Source organism: Streptomyces sp. NPDC046379 (assembly GCF_055587785.1).
This window is the reverse complement of the sequence record NZ_JBVJFP010000019.1, coordinates 16,088-34,956: the sequence shown is the minus strand read 5'-3', so window position 1 is coordinate 34,956 and position 18,869 is coordinate 16,088. Positions and strand designations below refer to the sequence as shown.

Here is an 18,869-nt window from a genome sequence, read left to right as displayed (position 1 = left end):
CCTCAGTGAGATGGAGGAACCCCGTGGAGTGGAAAACAAGGCGCCTCGCCAGTGCGAGTGTAGCCGTCGCGGCGGCGACCGCACTGGTCGCCGGATGCGCCTCCGGCGACGGCGGCAGCACGTCCGGAGCCAGCGGCGACACGCTGACCCTGTGGACGCACAACGCCGGCAACTCGGCCGAGCTGGACGTCGTCAAGAAGATCATCAGCGATTTCAACGGCTCCCAGGACACCTACGAGGTCAAGCTCCAGGCGTTCCCGCAGAACGACTACAACAGCTCCGTCGTGGCCGCGGCCTCGGCCCGCAAGCTGCCCTGCCTGCTGGACGTGGACGGCCCCAACGTGGCGAACTGGGCCTGGGGCGGCTACCTCGCCCCCATCGACGTCGCCGGCAGCGAGGTCCCCCTCGCCGACCAGCTGCCCAGCACGGTCGGCCGCTACCAGGACAAGGTCTACGCGTTCGGCTTCTACGACGTCGCCCTGACCCACTTCGCCCGCAAGTCGGTGCTGAAGGAACACGGCATCCGCATCCCCACCATCGACAAGCCCTGGACCAAGGCCGAGTTCGACGCGGCCCTGGCCAGGCTGAAGGAGAGCGGGAAGTTCGACTACCCGCTGGAGATGGGCACCGGCGGCAGCGGCGAGTGGTGGTCGTACGCCTACTCGCCGCAGCTGCAGAGCTTCGGCGGCGACCTGATGGACCGCGACGGCTACGAAGCCGCCTCGGGCACCCTCGACAGCGCGAAGTCGGTGGAGTGGGCCACCTGGTTCCGCTCCCTGGTGACCAAGGGCTACATCGCCAAGAAGTCCGGCGCCGACCCCAACAAGGACTTCCTCGCCGGCAAGAGCGCCATCCAGTGGGACGGCAGCTGGAACGCGGCCAAGAACGCCGAGAAGCTCGGCGACGACCTGGCGATCATCCCGCCGGTCGACTTCGGCAACGGCCCCAGGATCGGCGGCGCCTCCTGGCAGTGGGCGATGAGCTCCTCGTGCTCCAACAAGGAGGGCGCCCAGGCGTGGCTGAAGTTCTCCCGCCAGACCAAGTACTTCGTCGATTACGCCAAGGCCACCGGCACCCTGCCCGCCACCGAGGCCGCGGCCCAGCAGATCGACGGCTACGAGCCCGGCGGGAAGTTCAACGACCTCGTCACGTTCGCCCGCGAGTTCGCCGTGGTGCGCCCGGTCACCCCGGCCTACCCGTACATCTCCACCGAGTTCGAGAAGGCGGCCAAGGACATCCTGTCCGGCGCCGACCCCAAGGACGCGCTCGGCCGGGCCGCGAAGGACATCGACACCAACCTCAAGACGAACAACTACTACGCCGGCTGACCCGCCCCGGTCCGGTTCGGGCCATGACCACGCCTCACCCCGCACTGCCCGAACCGGGCCGGACCTCCTGGAGCTCCCGTGACCACCAAGACCGCAGCCCCCGGCCGGCTGCGTCCGGTAGACAGAACACGACCGACACGCACCCGCCGCCGCGAGAGCCTCACCGCCCTCGGCATGGCCGCACCGGCCGTCGTGCTGCTGATCGTCTTCCTCGTCGTACCGGTCGTTCTCGCCTTCGCCCTGGCCTTCACCGACGCCAGGCTCGTCTCGCCCACCCCGGCCCGCTTCGTGGGCCTGCGCAACTTCACCCTCCTGTTCGACGACCCGGTCTTCTACAAGTCCCTGCGCAACACGGCCTACTTCGCCGCCGTCGTCGTCCCGCTGCAGGCCGGCCTCGCCCTGGCGCTCGCACTGCTGGTCAACGCGAAGGTCCGCGGCGTCAACTTCTTCCGCACCGTCTACTTCCTGCCCGTCGTCACCTCGATGGTCGTCGTGTCCCTGCTGTGGACGTTCCTCTACCGCCAGGACGGCCTCGTCAACCGGGTCGTCTCCGCGCTCACCCTCGGACACGTCGACGGCCCGGACTGGCTGGGCGACCCGGCCACCGCCATGCCCGCCGTCATCCTGATGTCGGTGTGGCAGGGCGTCGGCTTCCACATGGTCATCTGGCTGGCCGGCCTGCAGACCATCCCCGCCGAGCTGTACGAGGCCGCCGACCTGGACGGCGCCACCCGCTGGCACCGCTTCCGCCACGTCACCTGGCCCGGACTGCGCGCCACCCGCACCTTCGTGCTGGTCACCATCACCATCGCCGCGTTCAGCCTCTTCACCCAGATCAGGGTGATGACCCAGGGCGGCCCGCTCGACTCGACCACCACGGTCGTCTACCAGGCGGTCCACGCCGGCTACGACCAGCAGCAGACCGCGTACGCCGCCGCCATCTCCCTGGTCTTCTTCGTGCTCGTCCTGAGCGTGTCCCTCGTCCAGCGTTTCCTGACCCGGGAGAAGGGCTGACATGACCTCCTTCCTCAAGCACCTCGGCGGACACGCCGGCCGGATCGTCCTGGCCCTGGTCTTCGCGCTCCCGCTCGTGTTCATGCTGGTCTCGTCGTTCAAGACGGACGACCAGATCTTCGCCGACCTCGGCTCCCCGCGCGCCTTCCTCCCGGTCGGCGCCCTGTCCCCGGACAACTACACGGGCGTCTTCGAACGCGTCCCCGCGGCGCAGTTCCTGCTGAACTCGGTGATCATCTCGTCGGTCACCGTGATCCTGGGCGTCGTCATCAACAGCATGGCCGCCTTCGCGCTGTCACGCATGGTCTGGCCGGGCCGCAAGGTCGTCATGACGGTGGTCATCGCCACCCTGATCGTGCCCTTCGAGACCTTCGCCCTGCCGCTGGTGTGGTGGGTCAACCAGCTTCCGCTGCTCCGCGTCAACGGCTTCCACCTGGAGTGGACCACCGGCTGGATGGACACCTACCAGGTCCAGATCCTGCCGTTCGTGGCCAACGCCTTCTCCATCTTCTTCTTCCACCAGTACTTCCAGAGCATCCCCAAGGAGATCGACGAGGCCGCCGTCATGGACGGCGCCGGCTGGTTCAAGATCTACCGGCGCATCATCATGCCGCTGTCCGGACCTGCCGTCGCCACCGTCGCCATCCTCACCTTCCTGCCCGCCTGGAACTCCTACCTGTGGCCGCTCATGGTCGTGCAGAGCGAGGAACTGCGGCCGGTGATGGTGGGCATCTCCTACTTCTTCCAGCTCAACGTGGGCTGGGGCCAGATCATGGCCTACTCCTCCATGATCACGGTGCCGATCCTGGCCCTGTTCGTGGCCTTCCAGCGCTCCTTCGTCAACAGCATCGCCTCCACCGGCGTCAAGGGCTGACAACGCTCCCTCGACACCCCGTGAAAGGACCTCGCGTGTCCGTCATGCCCGCAGACCCCCATCTGCCCGTCGCGCACCTGCGCCCGCCCCGCAACTGGGTCAACGATCCCAACGGGCTGGCCCACCACGACGGCCACTACCACGTGTTCTTCCAGTACAACCCGTACGGGCCGGAGCACGCGAACATGCACTGGGGCCACTTCCGCAGCGCCGACCTGCTGACCTGGGAGGAACTCCCCGTCGCCCTGACCCCCACCCCGGGCGGGGACGACGCCGACGGCTGCTTCTCCGGCAACGCCGTCTCCGACGGCGACCGCATGATCGCCTTCTACTCCGCCCACCGCACCGACAACTGGGCCCAGCCGGTCACCACCGCCGAGTCACGCGACAGCGGCCGCACCTGGACACCGCGCGGCAGCCTGCTGATACCCGACCTCCCCCACGACGCCACCATGTACCGCGACCCCTACGTCTGGCGCCAGGGCGGCAGATGGCGGATGCTGGTCGGCTCCGCCCTGGCCGACGGCCGGGCGGCGGCCCTGCTGTACGAGTCCCCCGACCTCGAACACTGGCAGTACCAGGGCTCGTTCCTCGACCGGGCCCCCCAGCCGCTGGCGCCGGGCAAGGACACCGGACTCGGCTGGGAATGCCCCCAGTACCTGCACACCCCCGACGGACGCGGCGCCCTCATCCTCAGCGCCTGGGACCCGCAGCTCGGGCCCCGCCGCACGGTCGTCTACCCGGGGCGCGAGCACGAGGGCCGCTTCCACGCCGCGGCCCCCGCCCTGTTCGACCACGGCCCCGACTTCTACGCCCCGGCGCTGCTGCCCGCCCCCGACGGCCGGTGGCTGCTGTGGGGCTGGTCGTGGGAGGCCCGCGACCAGCAGTGGGCCAAGGACGCGGGCTGGGCCGGACTGCTGACCCTGCCGCGCGAGGTCACCCTCGCCGAAGACGGCTCCGTACGGCAGCAGCCGGCCGCGGAACTTCTGTCGCTGCGCGCCGAACGCGCGCTCACCGCCTGCGGGGAGACCTCCCAAACCGCCGTACTGGGCACGGTGGGCGCGAGTTTCGACCTGACCGCCCGTCTGGAACGAAGCAGCCCCGCGACGGCCGGCGGCCTGCGCCTGGTGACCTCTCCCGACGGCGGCGAGTACCTCGACATCCGGTTCGACCCGGCCACCGCCGAACTCGTCGTGGACCGTGACCACGCCTCACTCGACCCCCGTGCACACGGCGGGACGTACCGCATCCCCTGCTTCGAGGCGGGCGCGGACTGCGGGGCCGCGATCGAACTGCGCCTCGTGGTGGACCGTTCCGTGGCCGAGCTGTACCTCCCCTCGGGCCGGACGCTGACCCTGCGGTTCTACCCCACGGGCGCGAACCCCTGGCGGATCGAAGCCCGCGCTGAGGAAGAGAGCGTCCTCGGCTACACCGTCGCCGCCTGGAACCTGCGTCCGGACACCCTGCGGCACGAGGCAGAAGGGAGCACCCGGCCCGCGCTCGTCGAAGCGCCCTGACCCGTGATCGAGACCCGTCGCCGGCCACCCGGCGCCGCGCCCGCCGCGGAGCCGGGGCCGCGACTGCAGCGGCCGGCGGCGGGAGACCACTCGCCGAGCCGCGCGGCCCGGCTCCACGAGTGGACATGCCCCCCGACCTCCGGGAAGCACCATGCACCTCATGAGCACCTCCCGCACAGCGTCCCGCCGACTCCAGCCCTCGGCCGCCCGCCCCCGCGGTGCCCGCGTGACAGCACCGACGAAGGCCGAATCCGTCGGCCTCCTCAGGAAACGCGCGTGCGTTCTGTTCACCGCCTGGGCGATGAGCGCGGACGACCGGGCCGCTGCGGAGCTGGTGATCAGCGAGCTGCTGACCAATGCCGTGCTGCACGGACGCGAGGTGATGACCCTCGCGGTCACCCGCGCCGGTCCGGTGCTGGACATCTCGGTCACCGATCACGGACAGCCCCATGCGGCCACCGCGACCCGCGATCCCGACGAGCACGGCCGCGGCCTGTCGATCGTCGCCGCGCTCACCCAGGACCTGCGGATCGACCAGGCGCCACAGGGCTGGCGGGTCCGCGTCCGCATGCACCTCGACTCCGCGCCGTCCAAGGACCCGACTGCCCGACGGCGCTCCCAGGACAGCCGTCGGCCCGCGCCGGCAGGACGCTCACCCGAGCCACGCTGACGCACGCAACCCCTCCTGCCCGTCACCGATCGGCAACGCCCGCGCCCATCGGCCGAAGCAGGCCGGCCGACCGGGCGCACCCCGCCCATCCGCCCACACCGCCCCCGAAAGAAGAGCAGCCCATGAGCCCGCGTCCGATCACCGTTCTCGGAGAGTGCATCGCCGATGCCTTCACCGAGCCGGCAAGCGCCTCGAACGAGCTGGCCCTTCGGGTACTGCCCGGCGGCGGACCCGCGAACACGGCGGTCGCCCTGGCCCGCCTCGGCACCACGGCCCGCCTTCTCGCACGCCTGTCCGACGACGTCTTCGGCCGCCTGTTCCGCACCCGTCTGCAGGAGTCCGGCGTCGACCTCTCGTACGCTGTCACGGCCACCGAGCCCAGCACACTGGCCGTTGCCGAACTGGACCCCCACGGACAGGCCGCCTACTCCTTCCACGCCCAGAACACGGCCGACTGGCAGTGGACTCCCGCAGAGCTGGCGGGAGCCGACCTGTCCGGGACCTCATGTCTGCACACCGGGTCGCTCGCCCTGGTCCGGCAGCCCGGAGCAGCGGCGGTGGAAGACCTCCTGGCACGGGCCTCGGCCCGGGTGACCGTCAGCATCGACCCCAACGTCCGCCCGCTGCTGGTGCGCACGGAGGTCTACCGGGCCCGGCTGGCGCACTGGTGCCGCCTCGCGGACGTGCTGCGGCTGAGCGAGGACGACCTGCGCCTCCTCCTGCCGGGCGCCCTGCCGGAGCAGGCCTGCGACACGTGGCACACGGCCGGGGCACGACTGGTCGTGATCACGCGCGGCGCCGACGGCGCCCTGGCATCCCTCGACGGCGAACGGGTGGAGGTGCCCGCGGTGGCGACACGGGTCGTCGACACGGTCGGGGCGGGAGACTCCTTCACCGCCGGCCTGCTGCACCACCTCAACGCCCGCGGACTCCTCGGCGGCCGGCTCACCGACCTCCGCCTCGACGACGTCGAGGAGGCCTGCCGGTTCGCCGCCCGGGTGTCGGCCCTGACCTGCTCGGTCGCCGGCCCCAATCCGCCGTGGCGGGACCGACTGGCACAGTTCGCGACAGCCGATCAGCCCTGACCGGCAGACGGACCGCGCCCGCCTTCGTCCGGACGCCGAAGGCGGGACGAGCGCACCGCGGCGCGTCAGCGACTCGGGCGACAGCACCTTCTCGGGCACCGGTTGCCTTCGGGCCGCGTCCCGGACGACCGGGAAGCCTGCCGTGAGCAGAGTCCGGCAGTACCCCTCACCGCCACCGGACACCGGTTGCCGGCGGCATGACGGCGAGCGACTCGTGGGCCCACTGCACACCGGGCGCCGCAGAGCCTGCGGGACGGGGCGCTGTCACGGGGCGACGGGCTTGTGGGTGCGGTCGGTCTCGTCCTGGACGAGCAGGGAGAGCAGGGAGGCCACGGGCAGTCCGGCCTCGGCGGGGTGGCGCAGAACCTTGTCCGGCTCGATGCGGTAGGTGTTGGTGCGTCCGTGGCGGGTGTGGGAGAGGTATCCGTCGCGTTCGAGGTCGGTGATGATGCGTGCCACGGCTCGTTCGGTGAGCCGGCAGTGCGCGGCGATGTCGCGGATGCGGATGTTCGGGTTGTCGGCGATTGCCGCCAGGACGCGCGCGTGGCTGGTGATGAACGTCCATCCGGTGTGGGCTTCGGGCACTTCGACCATGTGCCGGATTCTAGAGCCGGGTGTTGCGTGAAACCAGTTACATGACATAGTTTTCAGGCAATCGTTGACCTGCTTCCAGTCGAGAGCGGCAGAAGGGGCCTGAACATGTCCAGGGGCGAGGCCAGTATCGTCATGCCGAGGCCGACAACCAGCGCCCACACGCAGCTGGCCCCGGTGCCGGAAGAGGCAGACCGCGACCATGTCGCGAAAAGCCCGACGGTCACGCAGTACCCCTGGCGCGGCTCCTGGGTCATCGCCGCCCACGGAGACTTCGACCTGCACTCCGTTCAGCCCCTCGCGGACGCCCTGCAACTCGCGGTCGGCCGGCACCCGAGGGTGGTCCTGGACGCCTCCGGCATCACCTTCGCGGATTCCACGCTGCTGAACCTGCTGGTCTACACCCATCAGACGGGCGACCTGCGCGTGGCCGCGCCGTCGCCGCAGGTGCGCAACCTCTGCGAGATCACCGCGGTCGACACCCTCCTGCAGATCCATCCCACGATCGACGCCGCAGTGTCCTGACCCGCCCACCGCGCACAGGCCCCGGGCGCGCTCGAAGGCTCCTGACGGAAGCAGGCAGGCGCGGGCCGGGCCGGCCGCCGACCGCACTCGCGGTCGGCGCCCGCGGCAGCGGTGCTGCGTTGGGGCGGTGGCGCCCGCCCCTTTCCAGGCCGTCGGCGTTCGAGGTGGAGAGGCCGGGGCCGTCAGCAGTCGATGCGCGGCGCGGCCCTACGGCGTGGCGGACGGCAGCGATGACGGTCCCCCGGTCAGGGCGCGGGCGGCGGCCAGTTCCTCGCGGGCGGCCTGCTCGGCGGTCTCGAGGTAGGTGTAGGCGTCGTCGCCGACCGGGATGCGCAACGGGGTGGGCGCGTCGGCGGCGACGATGCCGAGGATCCGGGCGGCGTAGTCCTGGGGCCGTCCGATGGCGGGGTTGTCCGCCATGCCGCGTACGGCGTCCAGGGTCTCGGCGGTGACCGCGGCGTACGCGGGCAGCCGGCGGCCCGACTCGGCGAGCGACGTCCCGTAACGGGTCGCGAAGCCGCCGGGCTCCACCACGGTGACACGCACGCCCTGGCCGGCCACCTCCGCGGCCAGCGCCTGGCTCATACCCTCCAGGGCGTACTTCCCGGCGACGTACGCGCCCAGTCCGGGGAACGCCATCCGGCCCGCCAGGGAGGAGACGTTGACGATGTGCCCCCGTCCCTGGGCACGCATGAGCGGCAGGACCAGGCGGACCAGCCGCCAGGGGCCCACGATCAGGGTCTCCAACTGGTCGCGCAGCTCGGCGTCGGAGACTTCCTCGACCGCGCCGAACAGGCCGGCGCCCGCGTTGTTCACCAGGACGTCGACACCGCCCAGACGGTCGGCGGCGGTGCGGACGGCCTCCTCGCACTGGGCGGCGTCGCGCAGTTCCAGCGGGAGGGGGACGATCCGTCCGGGCCAGGCGGCGGCCAGGTCGTCCAGGGCGGCGGTGTCGCGCGCGGTGACCGCCACCTCGTGCCCCTCCCGCGCCGCCGCCTCGGCCAGCGCCCGCCCCAGTCCCGAGGAGCACCCCGTCACCAGCCAACGTCGCCCCATCGCTGCCTCCCGCGCGCTCTCGACGGCCCTCGCCCTCGTGGCTCCGGTCCCGCCCGGCCCGCTCCCATGGTTGGCGCAGGAGCGCCGACGGTCATCCCCCCACGCGGGAGCGCCCCGGTGCACGCCGGGGGCGTTCGACGGCGGATCCGCGCCTCCGTCCGTGCCCCGTAGGGGGACGCAGGTGCGCGGGTCCGCCTGCGGGCGGACAGGGGCATACGCCCCGGGGCCGACCGAGTTCGGGCCGTGGACGGACGTCCCGGGCGGGGCCCGCTGCCTAGCCTCGCCCGTATGGATCACTTGTCTCGCGGCGCAGCCGCCGCTCTGCTCGGTCTGTCCCTCGCCCTCCTCGGCACGGGCGTCGCCCAGGCCGCACCATCCGCGCCCGTCCCGGTGCCGCCGGATGCCGGGATCGTCCAGGTGCGCCCCGAACTCCCGGCGCCCACCGGCGCGTACGCGGTGGGCCGGGACAGCCTGCACCTGGTCGACGAGAGCCGCCCCGACCCCTGGGCGCCGGAGGCCGGGGCGCGCGAGCTGATGGTGTCGGTGCACTACCCGGCACGGGCCGGCGGCGGACGGACGGCGCCGTACATGACCGTTGCCGAAGCGCAGGCCTTCATCGACGACCGTGACCTGACCGGCCTGGTGACCGCCGGCACGCTCAGCGGCACCCGCACCCACGCACGCCCCGCCGCCGCACCCGCCCGCGGGACGTTCCCGCTCCTGGTGCTGTCGCCCGGGTTCAGCGTCAACCGCTCCACCCTCACCCTGCTCGCCGAGGAACTGGCCAGCCACGGCTACGTCGTGGCCTCGGTCGACCATGCCTACGAATCGGTCGGCACGGCCTTCCCCGGTGGGCGCCTGCTGGGCTGCGCCGCCTGCGGGAAGACCGCGCCCGGCGGGTACGGCGCGGTGCCCCGGGGCCGGGCACAGGACGTGTCCTTCCTCCTCGACCGGCTGCTCGCCGGCCACCGCCCCGCCTGGCGGCACGCCCGCATGATCGACGCCGCGCGCATCGGCATGGCCGGCCACTCCATAGGCGGCGCCTCCGCCGCCACGACCATGGCGGCCGACCCGCGGGTGCGCGCCGGGGCCAACATGGACGGTTCCTTCATGGAGCCGGTCCCGGCCCGGGGACTGGACGGGCGTCCCTTCCTGCTGCTGGGCACCGGCGACGGCGACCGCTCCTGGACGCGCGACTGGCCCCTGCTCGACGGCTGGAAGCGCTGGATCGACGTCACCGGCGCGAACCACTTCACCTTCACGGACGTGCCCGTCCTGGGCGACCAGCTCGGTCTGCTGCCGCCGCAGGAGCCCTTGTCGGGCAGGCGGTCGCAGGAGATCACCCGGGCGTACATGACGGCGTTCTTCGACCTGCACCTCAAGGGCGTGGACCGGGGGTTGCTGGACGGGCCGACCGCCGGGCACCCGGAGGTGATCTTCCACCCGGAGGACTGACCGGCCCCGCCCAGCACGCCGGCCGTACGGAAACCGTACGGCCGGCGTGCGAAAGGGCACCGGACGGGCTCGGGTTGGGGCGGGGCAGGCATCAAGCGCGCCTGCGTTCCTCCAAGCGGCCCGCACAACCCCGTCGGCCAGCGCCGGTTGCGGCACGGCTCCGGCCGCACGGCGACCGGACCGGTATGGCGTGGTCGTGGCAGTAACGGCCGGCGCCCCGCAGCCGGCGATGGTCGACGCGGTCGACCGTGTCCGGCGGCGGGGTTTCGCCACGAGCCCCCGGGCCGACGCTGCCCGCCAGGCACCAGCTCAGCGGGGACAGGCAAGGAGCCGGTCAGCTGATCGCGCGGCCGTGGGCGTCGATCGGCGTGGGCGGCGTACGCAACCGCTCGGCCAGGCCGTGCGCGGTCGCCCCCATCGCGGTCGGCCGGGCATCGAGCTGCCGCAGCCGGGCGCGGGCCGTGGACCGCAGCCGAGCAGCCGGCACCCGGTCGAGGACATCGTGGCCGCGCTGTGCGGCGTCCTGCGGAGCGTCGCGGACTTCGGCCCGAGCGAGGACCAGGGAAGCCGCTGCCCAGCCGGGTGTGCCGGGAACGCAGTCCGTGACCGAGGACCCGAACCCGGGCGTCGGCCGAGCGGTCCAGGACCGGACAGGACTCCGCCCGGTGCAGGGCCAACTCCGCGTCGTCGCATCCCCGAGCGACCCGGCGCCTGTGTCTGCGCCGCCGCTTCCCGTTCCCTTGTCGCCGTCGCGCGGCCGGTCGCGCCGGATCCGCGGCCGTCGGCCTCGGTCCGAAAACACTCCAGCGACTGGGCCCGGGACTGCGCATGGTGGGGTGACCTGCATGGCCAGGTTGGCCGCAGACCCATGGCCGGGGCCGTGGCGAGTGCATGGTCGGGGGCGGCTGCGCACCCCGATGCGTAAGGGCTGCACAGCCGGGCTGCGCGGTGCCCAAGGGCTGGACGAGTGCGCATCGGCCGGTGTCCGGACGGCGCCTGACCTGCATGGTGGGGGGCAGTCGAGCCGTGGTGTGGGTAGTTGCCGGCCCGTGGTCAGGGTTGGGGCAGCCGTGGCCGGAGTGTGCTGACGTGCATGGTCAGGGTTGCCGTCGAGTCGTGGTCGGGGACCGGGGTGGGGGTGGGAGTGTGTCGGGGCGGGGGCACGCCGACCTCCCCAGGTCTTGTGCGTGCCGCCGCCCCGACCGTGTGCCCGCCAGCACCGGCATCGGACTCCCACTGCGTCGTCCAGCCGTACGTCCTGCTACCCCGCCGGACTTCGCTCATGTCCGCGAGGGCGGTTGTCGTGAGGCTGGTGTTCTGTCTGGGACGGTTTCACCGTGCTGCCCGGAGGACTTCGGCGTCACCCCGTCGAGCCTGATCCACGACCGCGCCGTGGACAGGGCTGACAACCCGTCCGACAACCGCGCTCTCACCGGCCCGCACCCTTCCGGGCATGACCTGCTTATCCGCAGGTCATCACACGATCTCATTCATGGCCGACAGCCTGACATCCCCCTCTGCACACCCCTCGCGACCCCCGGAGCAGGAAAAGGAAGTGGGAAGGGACGGGCGGGGCGGGTCGAGGCGTGCCGTCGGGGGATCGGGCCCGGCTGGTGTGGTCTCGCGCGTCGGCGGGCCGCCGCGCTGTGTGCCGGTCCCGGCGACACCGCACCGGGGGAGCATTGCCTGGCCGCGTTCGCCCTGGTCCTGGCGATCACCAAACGCAGCGACGAATACGAGGCTTCGTGGTGCTGCCCAAGCGGTGGATCGTCGAGTCGAAAGAACGACGGGTCGGTCATGAAGACCGCCCACCGGATCGCCGCCGGCGGCTGGGAGGTCGACCTGCCCCTGTGGGCCGACGCCGCCGGCTGCGGCCCCTGCCCCCCGGCACCGACTCGCACTGACCGCACACGGGCTCCCGGGCCCCCGGCCGACGACCCGTCGGCCGGGGCCCGGCGCGCGTACAGGTGAACACGGGCAGAACTGCCCCACCACTGCCTCAAGCCCGCAAAGATGTGGCGGGTGACTGCCACCGCCGCAGACCTCTGGCACCACTACGGCCGCACCCGGGCGGCCACGGACCGGACCGTCCCCGCCGAGTTCCGCTGGAGCTGGAGCCAGGACAGCGGCCCCGGCGCGGAAGTCCTCGGCGACCTGACCGGGCGCATCGTCGGTGACCTCGGCGCCGGGACGGCCCGGCACGCCGCCCACCTGGCCGTCACGCACGAGCCGTTCCGGGTCGTCGCGGTCGACGCCTCCTCTGCACAACACGAGATGGCCACCGACCTGTTCGGCCACCTCGCGCCCCGACTGCACATCGTCGCCGGCGACGTCCTGGACCACCTGCGGACCACGAGGCGCACCTACGACGTGCTCTACAGCGTCTTCGGCGCGGTGGACTTCACCGACCCGCAGGAACTGCTGCCGGCGGTGTTCTCCGCGCTACAGCCCGGCGGCCGACTCGTCTTCTCCACTCTCGCCCACTACCTGAGCGGCGCGCCCGCCCAACCCGACGTGACTCCCGCCCACATCCCGGCGAAACACCCGGGGGTGAGGCCGCAACCATGCGTCGGTGGGTCCTCGAGGAGCACGTCTGGACGAAAGTCCTGGACGAGGCCGGGTTCACCGGCATCGACGTCGACGTGCTCCCCGCTGCACAAGGGCCGCGCACCGCCCGCACCCTCCTCGTGACGGCCCACCGCCCGAAGGACCGAGTGCCCAGCGGCACCGTCATCGAGACCGGCACCGACTCCTACCGCCTCGCCATCACCCGAGCACGCGCCGCGCACGCCGCAGCCGGCCGCGCAAACCCGTTGTTGGATCCGACTACTGGTGCGGCGCTGGGTATCGCGCTCTCGTTGACGTTTCCGTCCTCGTTGACCCAGGTGGGGTGCTCGGGAATCGGCGGCGGTGCCTCGTCGGATGCAGCGGCGGACCGCTGGCACGGCTGGCCGGCTCATACGGGACGTGGACGTATGCAGCCTGGCAGGACGTGCTGCTGAACGCGCGCAGCAGGGAAGGGCACTATGCACATAGCGCGGGAAAACGGGGAGTGATTGGCCTGCTCCTTCAGGCGGGCGTCGGGCTGGCTGCGCTGGCGCTGCTCGCCGGGCTGCTGAAGGAAGCGATTTCGGACGGTGCGGTAGCGGCCGCGACCGGGGAGGGCGGCAGTGTCCAGCCGTCTCGGTTCTGACAGCCCTCTGCAACGGGGCGCTGGCAGCCGCAGTCTGCGCCGCGCAGCTTGCACTGCTGCTCCTCTGCCTCAAGGGCATCCGGTTCTGCTGGTCCCGCTGGCGCGGTCGGCGACCGAAGCCGAGGGCAGCCGGCTGGAGCACGGCCTCGGACAAAGGCCCGGGAACGCAGGCCGGTGATCTCCTGGTACTCGGGGTCGGTCACCATACGGCTGAACGCCGCGCGATCGGGATAGGGGACGAGCAGCACTGCGTCCCACGCCTGCTCCTCCTCGGCGACCAGGGGAGTGCTGCCGTCGCCGGCGTGCAGCAGTTCGCCTCCGTACCGCTTCGTCAGGGCCGGTCCCGCACTGTGAACCCGCTCCGCGTGCTTCCGGGAGCACAATGCCGGACACTCCTTGCATAGGGGTCGACGTATTTCGCGCGGGTCGTAGTGGGGTGTTAGGCGTGCTTGAGGTCCCGCTCTGGCTGTGGGGGGCGTTCGCCGCGACAGTGGTGGTATCGCTGGCGGTGGACCTGCTGTCCCACCGCACCGCGCACGTCATCGGCTTCAAGGAGGCCGCCGCCTGGAGCGCCCTGTGGGTGGGCCTCGCGCTGGTCTTCGCCGCGGTCGTCTTCTTCGTCCTGGGCACCACGGCGGGCACCGAGTACACGACTGCTTGGCTACTGGAGAAGAGCCTGTCGGTCGACAACCTGTTCGTCTTCGCCGTGATCTTCGCGTACTTCAAGGTGCCCCGCGCCTACCAGCACCGTGTGTTGTTCTTCGGTGTCATCGGCGCGCTGGTCTTCCGCGGGATCTTCCTCTCCCTCGGCGTGGCCGTGGTCAGCCGCTTCACCGCGGTGTTGTTCGCCTTCGCGGCGGTCCTCTTCTACAGCGCCTACAAGCTCCTCAAGGACGAGGAGGAGACTTTCGACCCGGGCAAGAGCTTCGCCGTGCGGATGCTGCGCAAGCTCATCCCGGTGCGGGACGAGTACGCCGGGGCGAAGTTCTTCGTCAAGGAGGCGGGCAAGCGGATCGCGACACCGCTGCTCGCGGTGGTCGCCGCCATCGAGGCCGCCGACCTGATCTTCGCCGTCGACAGCGTCCCGGCCGTCCTCGCGGTCAGCGACGACGCCTTCATCGTTTACACCAGCAACGCGTTCGCCATCCTCGGGCTGCGGGCTCTCTACTTCATGCTCGCCGGCCTGCTGGACCGGTTCCACTACCTGAGCAAGGGCCTGGCGATCATTCTCGCCTTCATCGGGGTCAAGCTCATCCTCCAGGCGTCCCACAAGATGATCAGCACCGGCATCCCGGAAATCCCCTCACCGGTCAGCCTCGCGGTCATCGTCGTCGTCCTGACAGGGTCCGTGCTGCTGAGCATCAGAAGGCCGGCCCCGCTGGGTGTTCTGGCACAGGTTGCCGACCCGGACGCCGCCGCGGCCACCGAGCCGTCCCAGACGCCCGGCGCGCCGCCCGTGACGGCCTCTGGTTCCTCCGCTGGTCCACCCCGGAGCAGTGAAGGCCACCCCCACGCGCGCCGGCAGGGAGGCGGAGCACTTCCCGATGCGCCAGTACAGGCTTATCGTAAAAATATGGTCAAAATGAAGCGCAAGCCTGAAGCGTATGTGTGCCCGACCTGCAAGAAGCCCGTGCCGGCCGCGGCCCACCGCCACAAGACCCTCGGCGTATTCGTTCCCGCCTGGGGCCCGGGCGCATGCCAGAACCACGACTGTCCCGACTTCCGGCTGGATCCCGGCCACCGCAAGCAGTCTCCGTCCCGGTGATCTCGTCGGTGCCGACCATGCCGCTGTGGCGGTGACCTGCCCGTGGTCGACATAGGCGATGGACCGCCGGGGCCTGCCCTTGCCGATCGGCAGTTACGCCGCGAACCTCCACGACAGTCAGGCCCTCATCCCGCTCGTCCGCGGCATCCCGCCCTTTGCTCCCGTCGTGGCCGCCGACGCCGACGGCCCGGGAAACTGCGCGGAGACAAGGGCTACGACTACCAGCACCGACGATGCCGGCTGTCCTCCCGAGGCATCCGGCACCGCATCGCCCGCAAGGGCATCGAACCCTCCCCAACGACTGGGGCGGCACCGCTGGGTCGTGGAACGAACCGTGTCCTGGCTGTCGGGCCGTCGGCGACTGCACCACCGCTACGAGCGCAAGCCCGAGCACTTCCTCACCTTCACCGCCAGGCGCCCCCCATCTGCCACCGCAGACTCACCAACTGCAATGGCCTCTACATCGCTGAATGTCCCCCCGGCACGAGGGTCATGCCGGGGGAGGGGGTCGAGGAATGGGGCCGGAAGAATTACGTAACGGGCTCACCGAGGAGGATCTGCGGCTGTCCACTGCGGAGCGAGCGACAAGCGACCGCGAAAAACACAGAGCTTCAGCAGCGAGTCACCGAGCTCGAAGACGACTTCGCCGCAGCCCGCACCAGCCTCCGCCGCATGATCCGTGACGAGAACCGCCCGCTGCCCGCTCCCTGGAGCAGCCCGGCAGCCGCCAGGCCGGAGGGTGTCTACTTCGTCGACCCGCCGGAGCCTGTTTCTTCCCGCCGCGAGATCATGCCAACGTGGCCCCTTGGATCCGCGCTACGACGACGAGAGCGACACCTGGTCGTACATCGAACTCGACGCCAACGGATGGGTGCTACGGCAGGTCGCCCTGCAAGGACCTCGACGCCGGCCCGTGGCTGCGGCTTCCCTGACGGAGGTCATCGAGGCCCGGGACCACGCCGACCCCGCGGCGATGACCGGCCTACGAGCGGAAGTATGGAGTCCTCGCGGAGGGCGGTCTGCACGGGTGGCAAGATGCCATGGCTCCGGGGTCGGCATGACGGGGGCGGCGAGGTAGCGCTCTACTCCGTGATCAACTCGTCTCCTCGGCGCGATTCACGTCGGGGGTCTCTCGCGCAGCGACCCAGGTCGACTCGAATTCATGCTGGGTGATCTCGGTAGGCCGTCAAGGTTCGGGCGGCTGCGGTCGGTCCTGCGCGGGTCTTGGTGGGGGCGCGCATGCAGGAGGCTTACGCGGGCGTCGGCGTTGCATTCGGGCGCAGTGAGGCGAGCGGCGGGCGTCGGCTTTTCACCGCGCTCGGCTGCTCTCAGTCTGTCTCGGGGGGACGACCATGTCGGCGGATGCTGTGGTGTAGAGCGCGACGTCGACAGCCCGGGGCTGGCACCTTCGCCAACGGCAACACCGCCCCCGAGGTCCCGCTGCTCAACGAGACCGGAGCGCCGCTTTACGTGCACTGGGACAAGGACTGCAAGCAGCCCCCGCAGGGGCTCCTGAGCGGTGACGAGCTGAACGGGGTCAGCCCGAACAGCGCCAGCATCTACATCCCGCCCTCGGCTGACGCACCACGCATCCGGCCTGGCAGCGCTACAGCCGCAGCCGGCGCCAAGGCAGCGGCCGACCTCAACACGACCGTCAGGCCGGATGCGTCCCCTCCCTGAACAGCTGTCCTTCGTGCCCCAACGCCCTCGGCCACTGCAACGCCGCCGACCACGTCGAAGTAGCGATGCTGAACGCCATCGGCTGAGCTGCCTGGCACCCGGCACCCGGCACCCGGCACCCGGCACCCGGCACCCGGCGCCCGGCACCCGGCACCCGGCCGACGATCCCTCAGCGAACTGGCCTCCAGCACCGGCTGAAGGCCAGCTCCGCGTTCCTCCGTACGCCCACATGGCGACCATGTCGCTCGACCCCACCGGCAGGGGCCAGGCAGGTTGGATGCCGATGAGGGACAACGCATGTGTTCACCCCTCTGCGGGGCTGTGGTGGTGACCCGACGAAGCGGACGGCAGCGTGGTCGCATGCCTCTGCTCCACGACGGCAGCGCACGACAGCCGCGGCGGTCCGCTCGCACCAAGCCGCACTCAGCCGGTGGGTGGCTCTGGCTCGTGCCGGTCGCTGCGGCCTTCGTACTCGCGCAGTTGGCGTTTGCAGGACCCGGGACGGGACTGACGTGGGACGAGATCGTGCACGTCAGCCAGGTCGACCCGCGCCGTCCTGCGGCCTTCTTCAGTCCGGCGCGCGCCAGGGGGATCACGTTCCTCGCAGCTCCGGTCGTCGCGGTCACCTCCTCCACCGCGGCCTTGCGCGTGTGGCTGGCGCTGCTGTCCGGATGCGGTCTGCTGCTGGCGCTCATGACATGGCGGCGGATCGTGCCACCACCAGTGCTGGCCACGGCGGGAGCACTGTGGTGCACGCTGTGGGTGACCGTCCTCTACGGCTCCCAGGCGACTCCCAACCTGTGGGTCGCGCTGGCCGCACTGACCGCCACGGGATGGGCACTGCGCGCGGCGCACGACCCTGGCGACAAGCGGGCCGTCCTCGGTCTGACCACGGCGGTGGCATTCGCGGCGCTGATGCGGCCGATGGACGCGGTGTGGCTGGCGCTGCCCCTCGAAGCGCTCGTGCTCCACAGAGCATGGCGTGAGCAACCGGATGCCCCCAAGCGGCAGCCGGTGCAGCTCCCCTCTCGGCCGTGGCGGCACGTCCTCATGGCACCCGTGGCCGGGCTGGCGGTCGGCTGCCTCCCGTGGATCGCCGAAGCTTACGCTCGCTACGGAGGCCTCCGAACCAGGCTGCGCCGGGCCAGCGAGATCCAGGGCAGCCTTGGATGGCACTGGGCTGTCGACGACCACCTGCGGGCCCTGTCCGGCCGCATGCTGTGCCGCCCCTGTGACGTGCCGTGGCCGCACCCGGCCGTGATGGCATGGTGGCTCGCACTGCCGATACTCGTCATCGGCGGACTCCACGCGGCCCGGCGCGCCGGCCGGAGCGCCGGCTCCATGACGGCGACCGCAACCGGAATGTGCCTAGCAGCGCCATACCTGCTCACGGTCGACTACGCAGCCCCACGCTTTCTGCTGCCCGCCTACGCCTTGCTCTCCCTGCCCGTGGCCGAGCTCCTGGCCCGGACCGCTACGGGCAGCGCACCAGTACGCACGGTGCTCTGCCTATGCCTGGTCGGCCACCTGACCATGCAATACCGTGTGCTCGAAACCGTCACCTCCCAAAGCAAAACTGTTCACGCCACCGAACTCCGCATGGCGGCAGCGCTGCGCCGCGCCGGCGTGCGACCGCCGTGCGTGATCTCCGGCCAGCGGGCAATCCCCCTCGCCCAACTGACCGGGTGCGCCTCCCGCCAGGTGGACAGTGACGAGGCGAGCAGCACCTGGCAGGACCTGAGGGACACCGCTTCACTCCAGCCGGTAGCCGTGCTCGTCGCCATCGAGCAGCCCCCGCCCCCACAGGTCCGCGACTGGCCGGTGGTACAACTGCCCCCCTACGACGTGCGGCCGCAGCACGGGGCTCAGCACCTCCGGGCCCACGTCTCACCAACCGATCACCACACCGACCCTCGACGACCCAACGCCGTGGGATGACCTCGAATCGCTTGACTTACGCTGCGGTCAGGTGAGAACGGCCTCGCCCCCGTCTCTCGGCGTTGCTCGGATCCTGGTTTCGGATCACTTTCCGTGCAACGCTGACGGACGGTCACGGGCCGTGTCGGCCGCTGGACAGTCACATGGCCAGGAGGACCGCTGCGTAGCAGGGCCAGGC

13 protein-coding genes and 4 pseudogenes are annotated in these 18,869 nt (G+C 71.2%); 13 read left to right on the top strand and 4 right to left on the bottom strand.

Features of this window, described 5'->3' with window-relative positions; all coding sequences use genetic code 11:
• Positions 1–23 precede the first annotated feature (23 nt).
• The 6 genes from ACZ6KF_RS28160 to ACZ6KF_RS28135 all read left to right on the top strand — a co-directional run bounded on the left by ACZ6KF_RS28160 (position 24) and on the right by ACZ6KF_RS28135 (position 6,488).
• The gene (locus ACZ6KF_RS28160) at positions 24–1,328 is read left to right on the top strand and encodes an extracellular solute-binding protein (RefSeq protein ID WP_469159767.1); all 1,305 of its coding nucleotides are present in this window, start codon (positions 24–26) and stop codon (positions 1,326–1,328) included.
• Positions 1,329–1,406: 78 nt separating this feature from the next.
• Positions 1,407–2,342 carry a carbohydrate ABC transporter permease gene (locus ACZ6KF_RS28155; protein WP_356631932.1) on the top strand — a complete coding sequence of 312 codons (936 nt, stop codon included), beginning with the start codon at positions 1,407–1,409 and terminating at the stop codon, positions 2,340–2,342.
• 1 nt (position 2,343) lies between these two features.
• Positions 2,344–3,216: a carbohydrate ABC transporter permease gene (locus ACZ6KF_RS28150; protein ID WP_356631930.1), complete on the top strand. Its 873-nt coding sequence runs from the start codon at positions 2,344–2,346 to the stop codon at positions 3,214–3,216.
• A gap of 44 nt (positions 3,217–3,260) precedes the next feature.
• On the top strand, positions 3,261–4,733 hold the full coding sequence (locus ACZ6KF_RS28145; RefSeq protein ID WP_469240936.1) for a glycoside hydrolase family 32 protein: 1,473 nt from the start codon (positions 3,261–3,263) through the stop codon (positions 4,731–4,733).
• Positions 4,734–4,959: 226 nt separating this feature from the next.
• Positions 4,960–5,403 (top strand): ATP-binding protein, encoded by a 444-nt coding sequence (locus tag ACZ6KF_RS28140; RefSeq protein WP_356631926.1) that lies wholly within the window; start codon positions 4,960–4,962, stop codon positions 5,401–5,403.
• 122 nt (positions 5,404–5,525) lie between these two features.
• A complete protein-coding gene (locus ACZ6KF_RS28135; RefSeq protein ID WP_356631924.1) occupies positions 5,526–6,488 on the top strand; it encodes a carbohydrate kinase family protein in 963 nt (320 codons plus the stop codon).
• 264 nt (positions 6,489–6,752) lie between these two features.
• On the opposite strand, the gene ACZ6KF_RS28130 is transcribed toward ACZ6KF_RS28135, so the two are convergent.
• Positions 6,753–7,082: a helix-turn-helix transcriptional regulator gene (locus ACZ6KF_RS28130; RefSeq protein ID WP_356631922.1), complete on the bottom strand. Its 330-nt coding sequence runs from the start codon at positions 7,080–7,082 to the stop codon at positions 6,753–6,755.
• A 132-nt stretch (positions 7,083–7,214) separates the two neighbouring features.
• On the opposite strand from ACZ6KF_RS28130, the gene ACZ6KF_RS28125 reads away from it, so the two are divergent.
• Complete coding sequence (locus tag ACZ6KF_RS28125; RefSeq protein ID WP_469178879.1) at positions 7,215–7,604, top strand: STAS domain-containing protein; 390 nt, start codon at positions 7,215–7,217, stop codon at positions 7,602–7,604.
• Between the two features lie 207 nt (positions 7,605–7,811).
• On the opposite strand, the gene ACZ6KF_RS28120 is transcribed toward ACZ6KF_RS28125, so the two are convergent.
• Complete coding sequence (locus tag ACZ6KF_RS28120) at positions 7,812–8,660, bottom strand: SDR family NAD(P)-dependent oxidoreductase (RefSeq protein WP_356631918.1); 849 nt, start codon at positions 8,658–8,660, stop codon at positions 7,812–7,814.
• 288 nt (positions 8,661–8,948) lie between these two features.
• Here ACZ6KF_RS28120 and ACZ6KF_RS28115 point away from each other — a divergent pair, with 288 nt between their 5' ends.
• Positions 8,949–10,115 (top strand): alpha/beta hydrolase family protein, encoded by a 1,167-nt coding sequence (locus ACZ6KF_RS28115; protein WP_469240933.1) that lies wholly within the window; start codon positions 8,949–8,951, stop codon positions 10,113–10,115.
• Positions 10,116–10,449: 334 nt separating this feature from the next.
• Here the strand turns inward: ACZ6KF_RS28115 and ACZ6KF_RS28110 are convergent, their stop codons facing one another.
• Positions 10,450–10,602, bottom strand: a complete 153-nt coding sequence (locus tag ACZ6KF_RS28110; protein ID WP_469240931.1) for a hypothetical protein — start codon at positions 10,600–10,602, stop codon at positions 10,450–10,452.
• Between the two features lie 1,526 nt (positions 10,603–12,128).
• Here ACZ6KF_RS28110 and ACZ6KF_RS28105 point away from each other — a divergent pair.
• Positions 12,129–12,916, top strand: a pseudogene (locus ACZ6KF_RS28105) (class I SAM-dependent methyltransferase); the annotation flags it as partial.
• Positions 12,917–13,107: 191 nt separating this feature from the next.
• Positions 13,108–13,308 carry a hypothetical protein gene (locus ACZ6KF_RS28100; RefSeq protein ID WP_469240967.1) on the top strand — a complete coding sequence of 67 codons (201 nt, stop codon included), beginning with the start codon at positions 13,108–13,110 and terminating at the stop codon, positions 13,306–13,308.
• Between the two features lie 215 nt (positions 13,309–13,523).
• Here the strand turns inward: ACZ6KF_RS28100 and ACZ6KF_RS28095 are convergent.
• Positions 13,524–13,691: pseudogene (locus ACZ6KF_RS28095) on the bottom strand (hypothetical protein); the annotation flags it as partial.
• Between the two features lie 62 nt (positions 13,692–13,753).
• Here ACZ6KF_RS28095 and ACZ6KF_RS28090 point away from each other — a divergent pair.
• The 3 genes and pseudogenes from ACZ6KF_RS28090 to ACZ6KF_RS28080 form a co-directional block, all read left to right on the top strand.
• Positions 13,754–14,719 (top strand): annotated as a pseudogene (locus ACZ6KF_RS28090) (TerC family protein); the annotation flags it as partial.
• A 412-nt stretch (positions 14,720–15,131) separates the two neighbouring features.
• Positions 15,132–15,520: pseudogene (locus ACZ6KF_RS28085) on the top strand (transposase); the annotation flags it as partial.
• Positions 15,521–17,278: 1,758 nt separating this feature from the next.
• Positions 17,279–18,691 (top strand): hypothetical protein, encoded by a 1,413-nt coding sequence (locus ACZ6KF_RS28080; protein ID WP_469240929.1) that lies wholly within the window; start codon positions 17,279–17,281, stop codon positions 18,689–18,691.
• Positions 18,692–18,869 lie beyond the last annotated feature (178 nt).

Coding starts and splice junctions, on each gene's coding strand:
- ACZ6KF_RS28150 (WP_356631930.1), top strand. CDS start 2,344: ATGACCTCCTTCCTCAAGCACCTCGGCGGACACGCCGGCCGGATCGTC.
- ACZ6KF_RS28145 (WP_469240936.1), top strand. CDS start 3,261: ATGCCCGCAGACCCCCATCTGCCCGTCGCGCACCTGCGCCCGCCCCGC.
- ACZ6KF_RS28135 (WP_356631924.1), top strand. CDS start 5,526: ATGAGCCCGCGTCCGATCACCGTTCTCGGAGAGTGCATCGCCGATGCC.
- ACZ6KF_RS28130 (WP_356631922.1), bottom strand. CDS start 7,082: ATGGTCGAAGTGCCCGAAGCCCACACCGGATGGACGTTCATCACCAGC.
- ACZ6KF_RS28125 (WP_469178879.1), top strand. CDS start 7,215: ATGCCGAGGCCGACAACCAGCGCCCACACGCAGCTGGCCCCGGTGCCG.
- ACZ6KF_RS28120 (WP_356631918.1), bottom strand. CDS start 8,660: ATGGGGCGACGTTGGCTGGTGACGGGGTGCTCCTCGGGACTGGGGCGG.
- ACZ6KF_RS28115 (WP_469240933.1), top strand. CDS start 8,949: ATGGATCACTTGTCTCGCGGCGCAGCCGCCGCTCTGCTCGGTCTGTCC.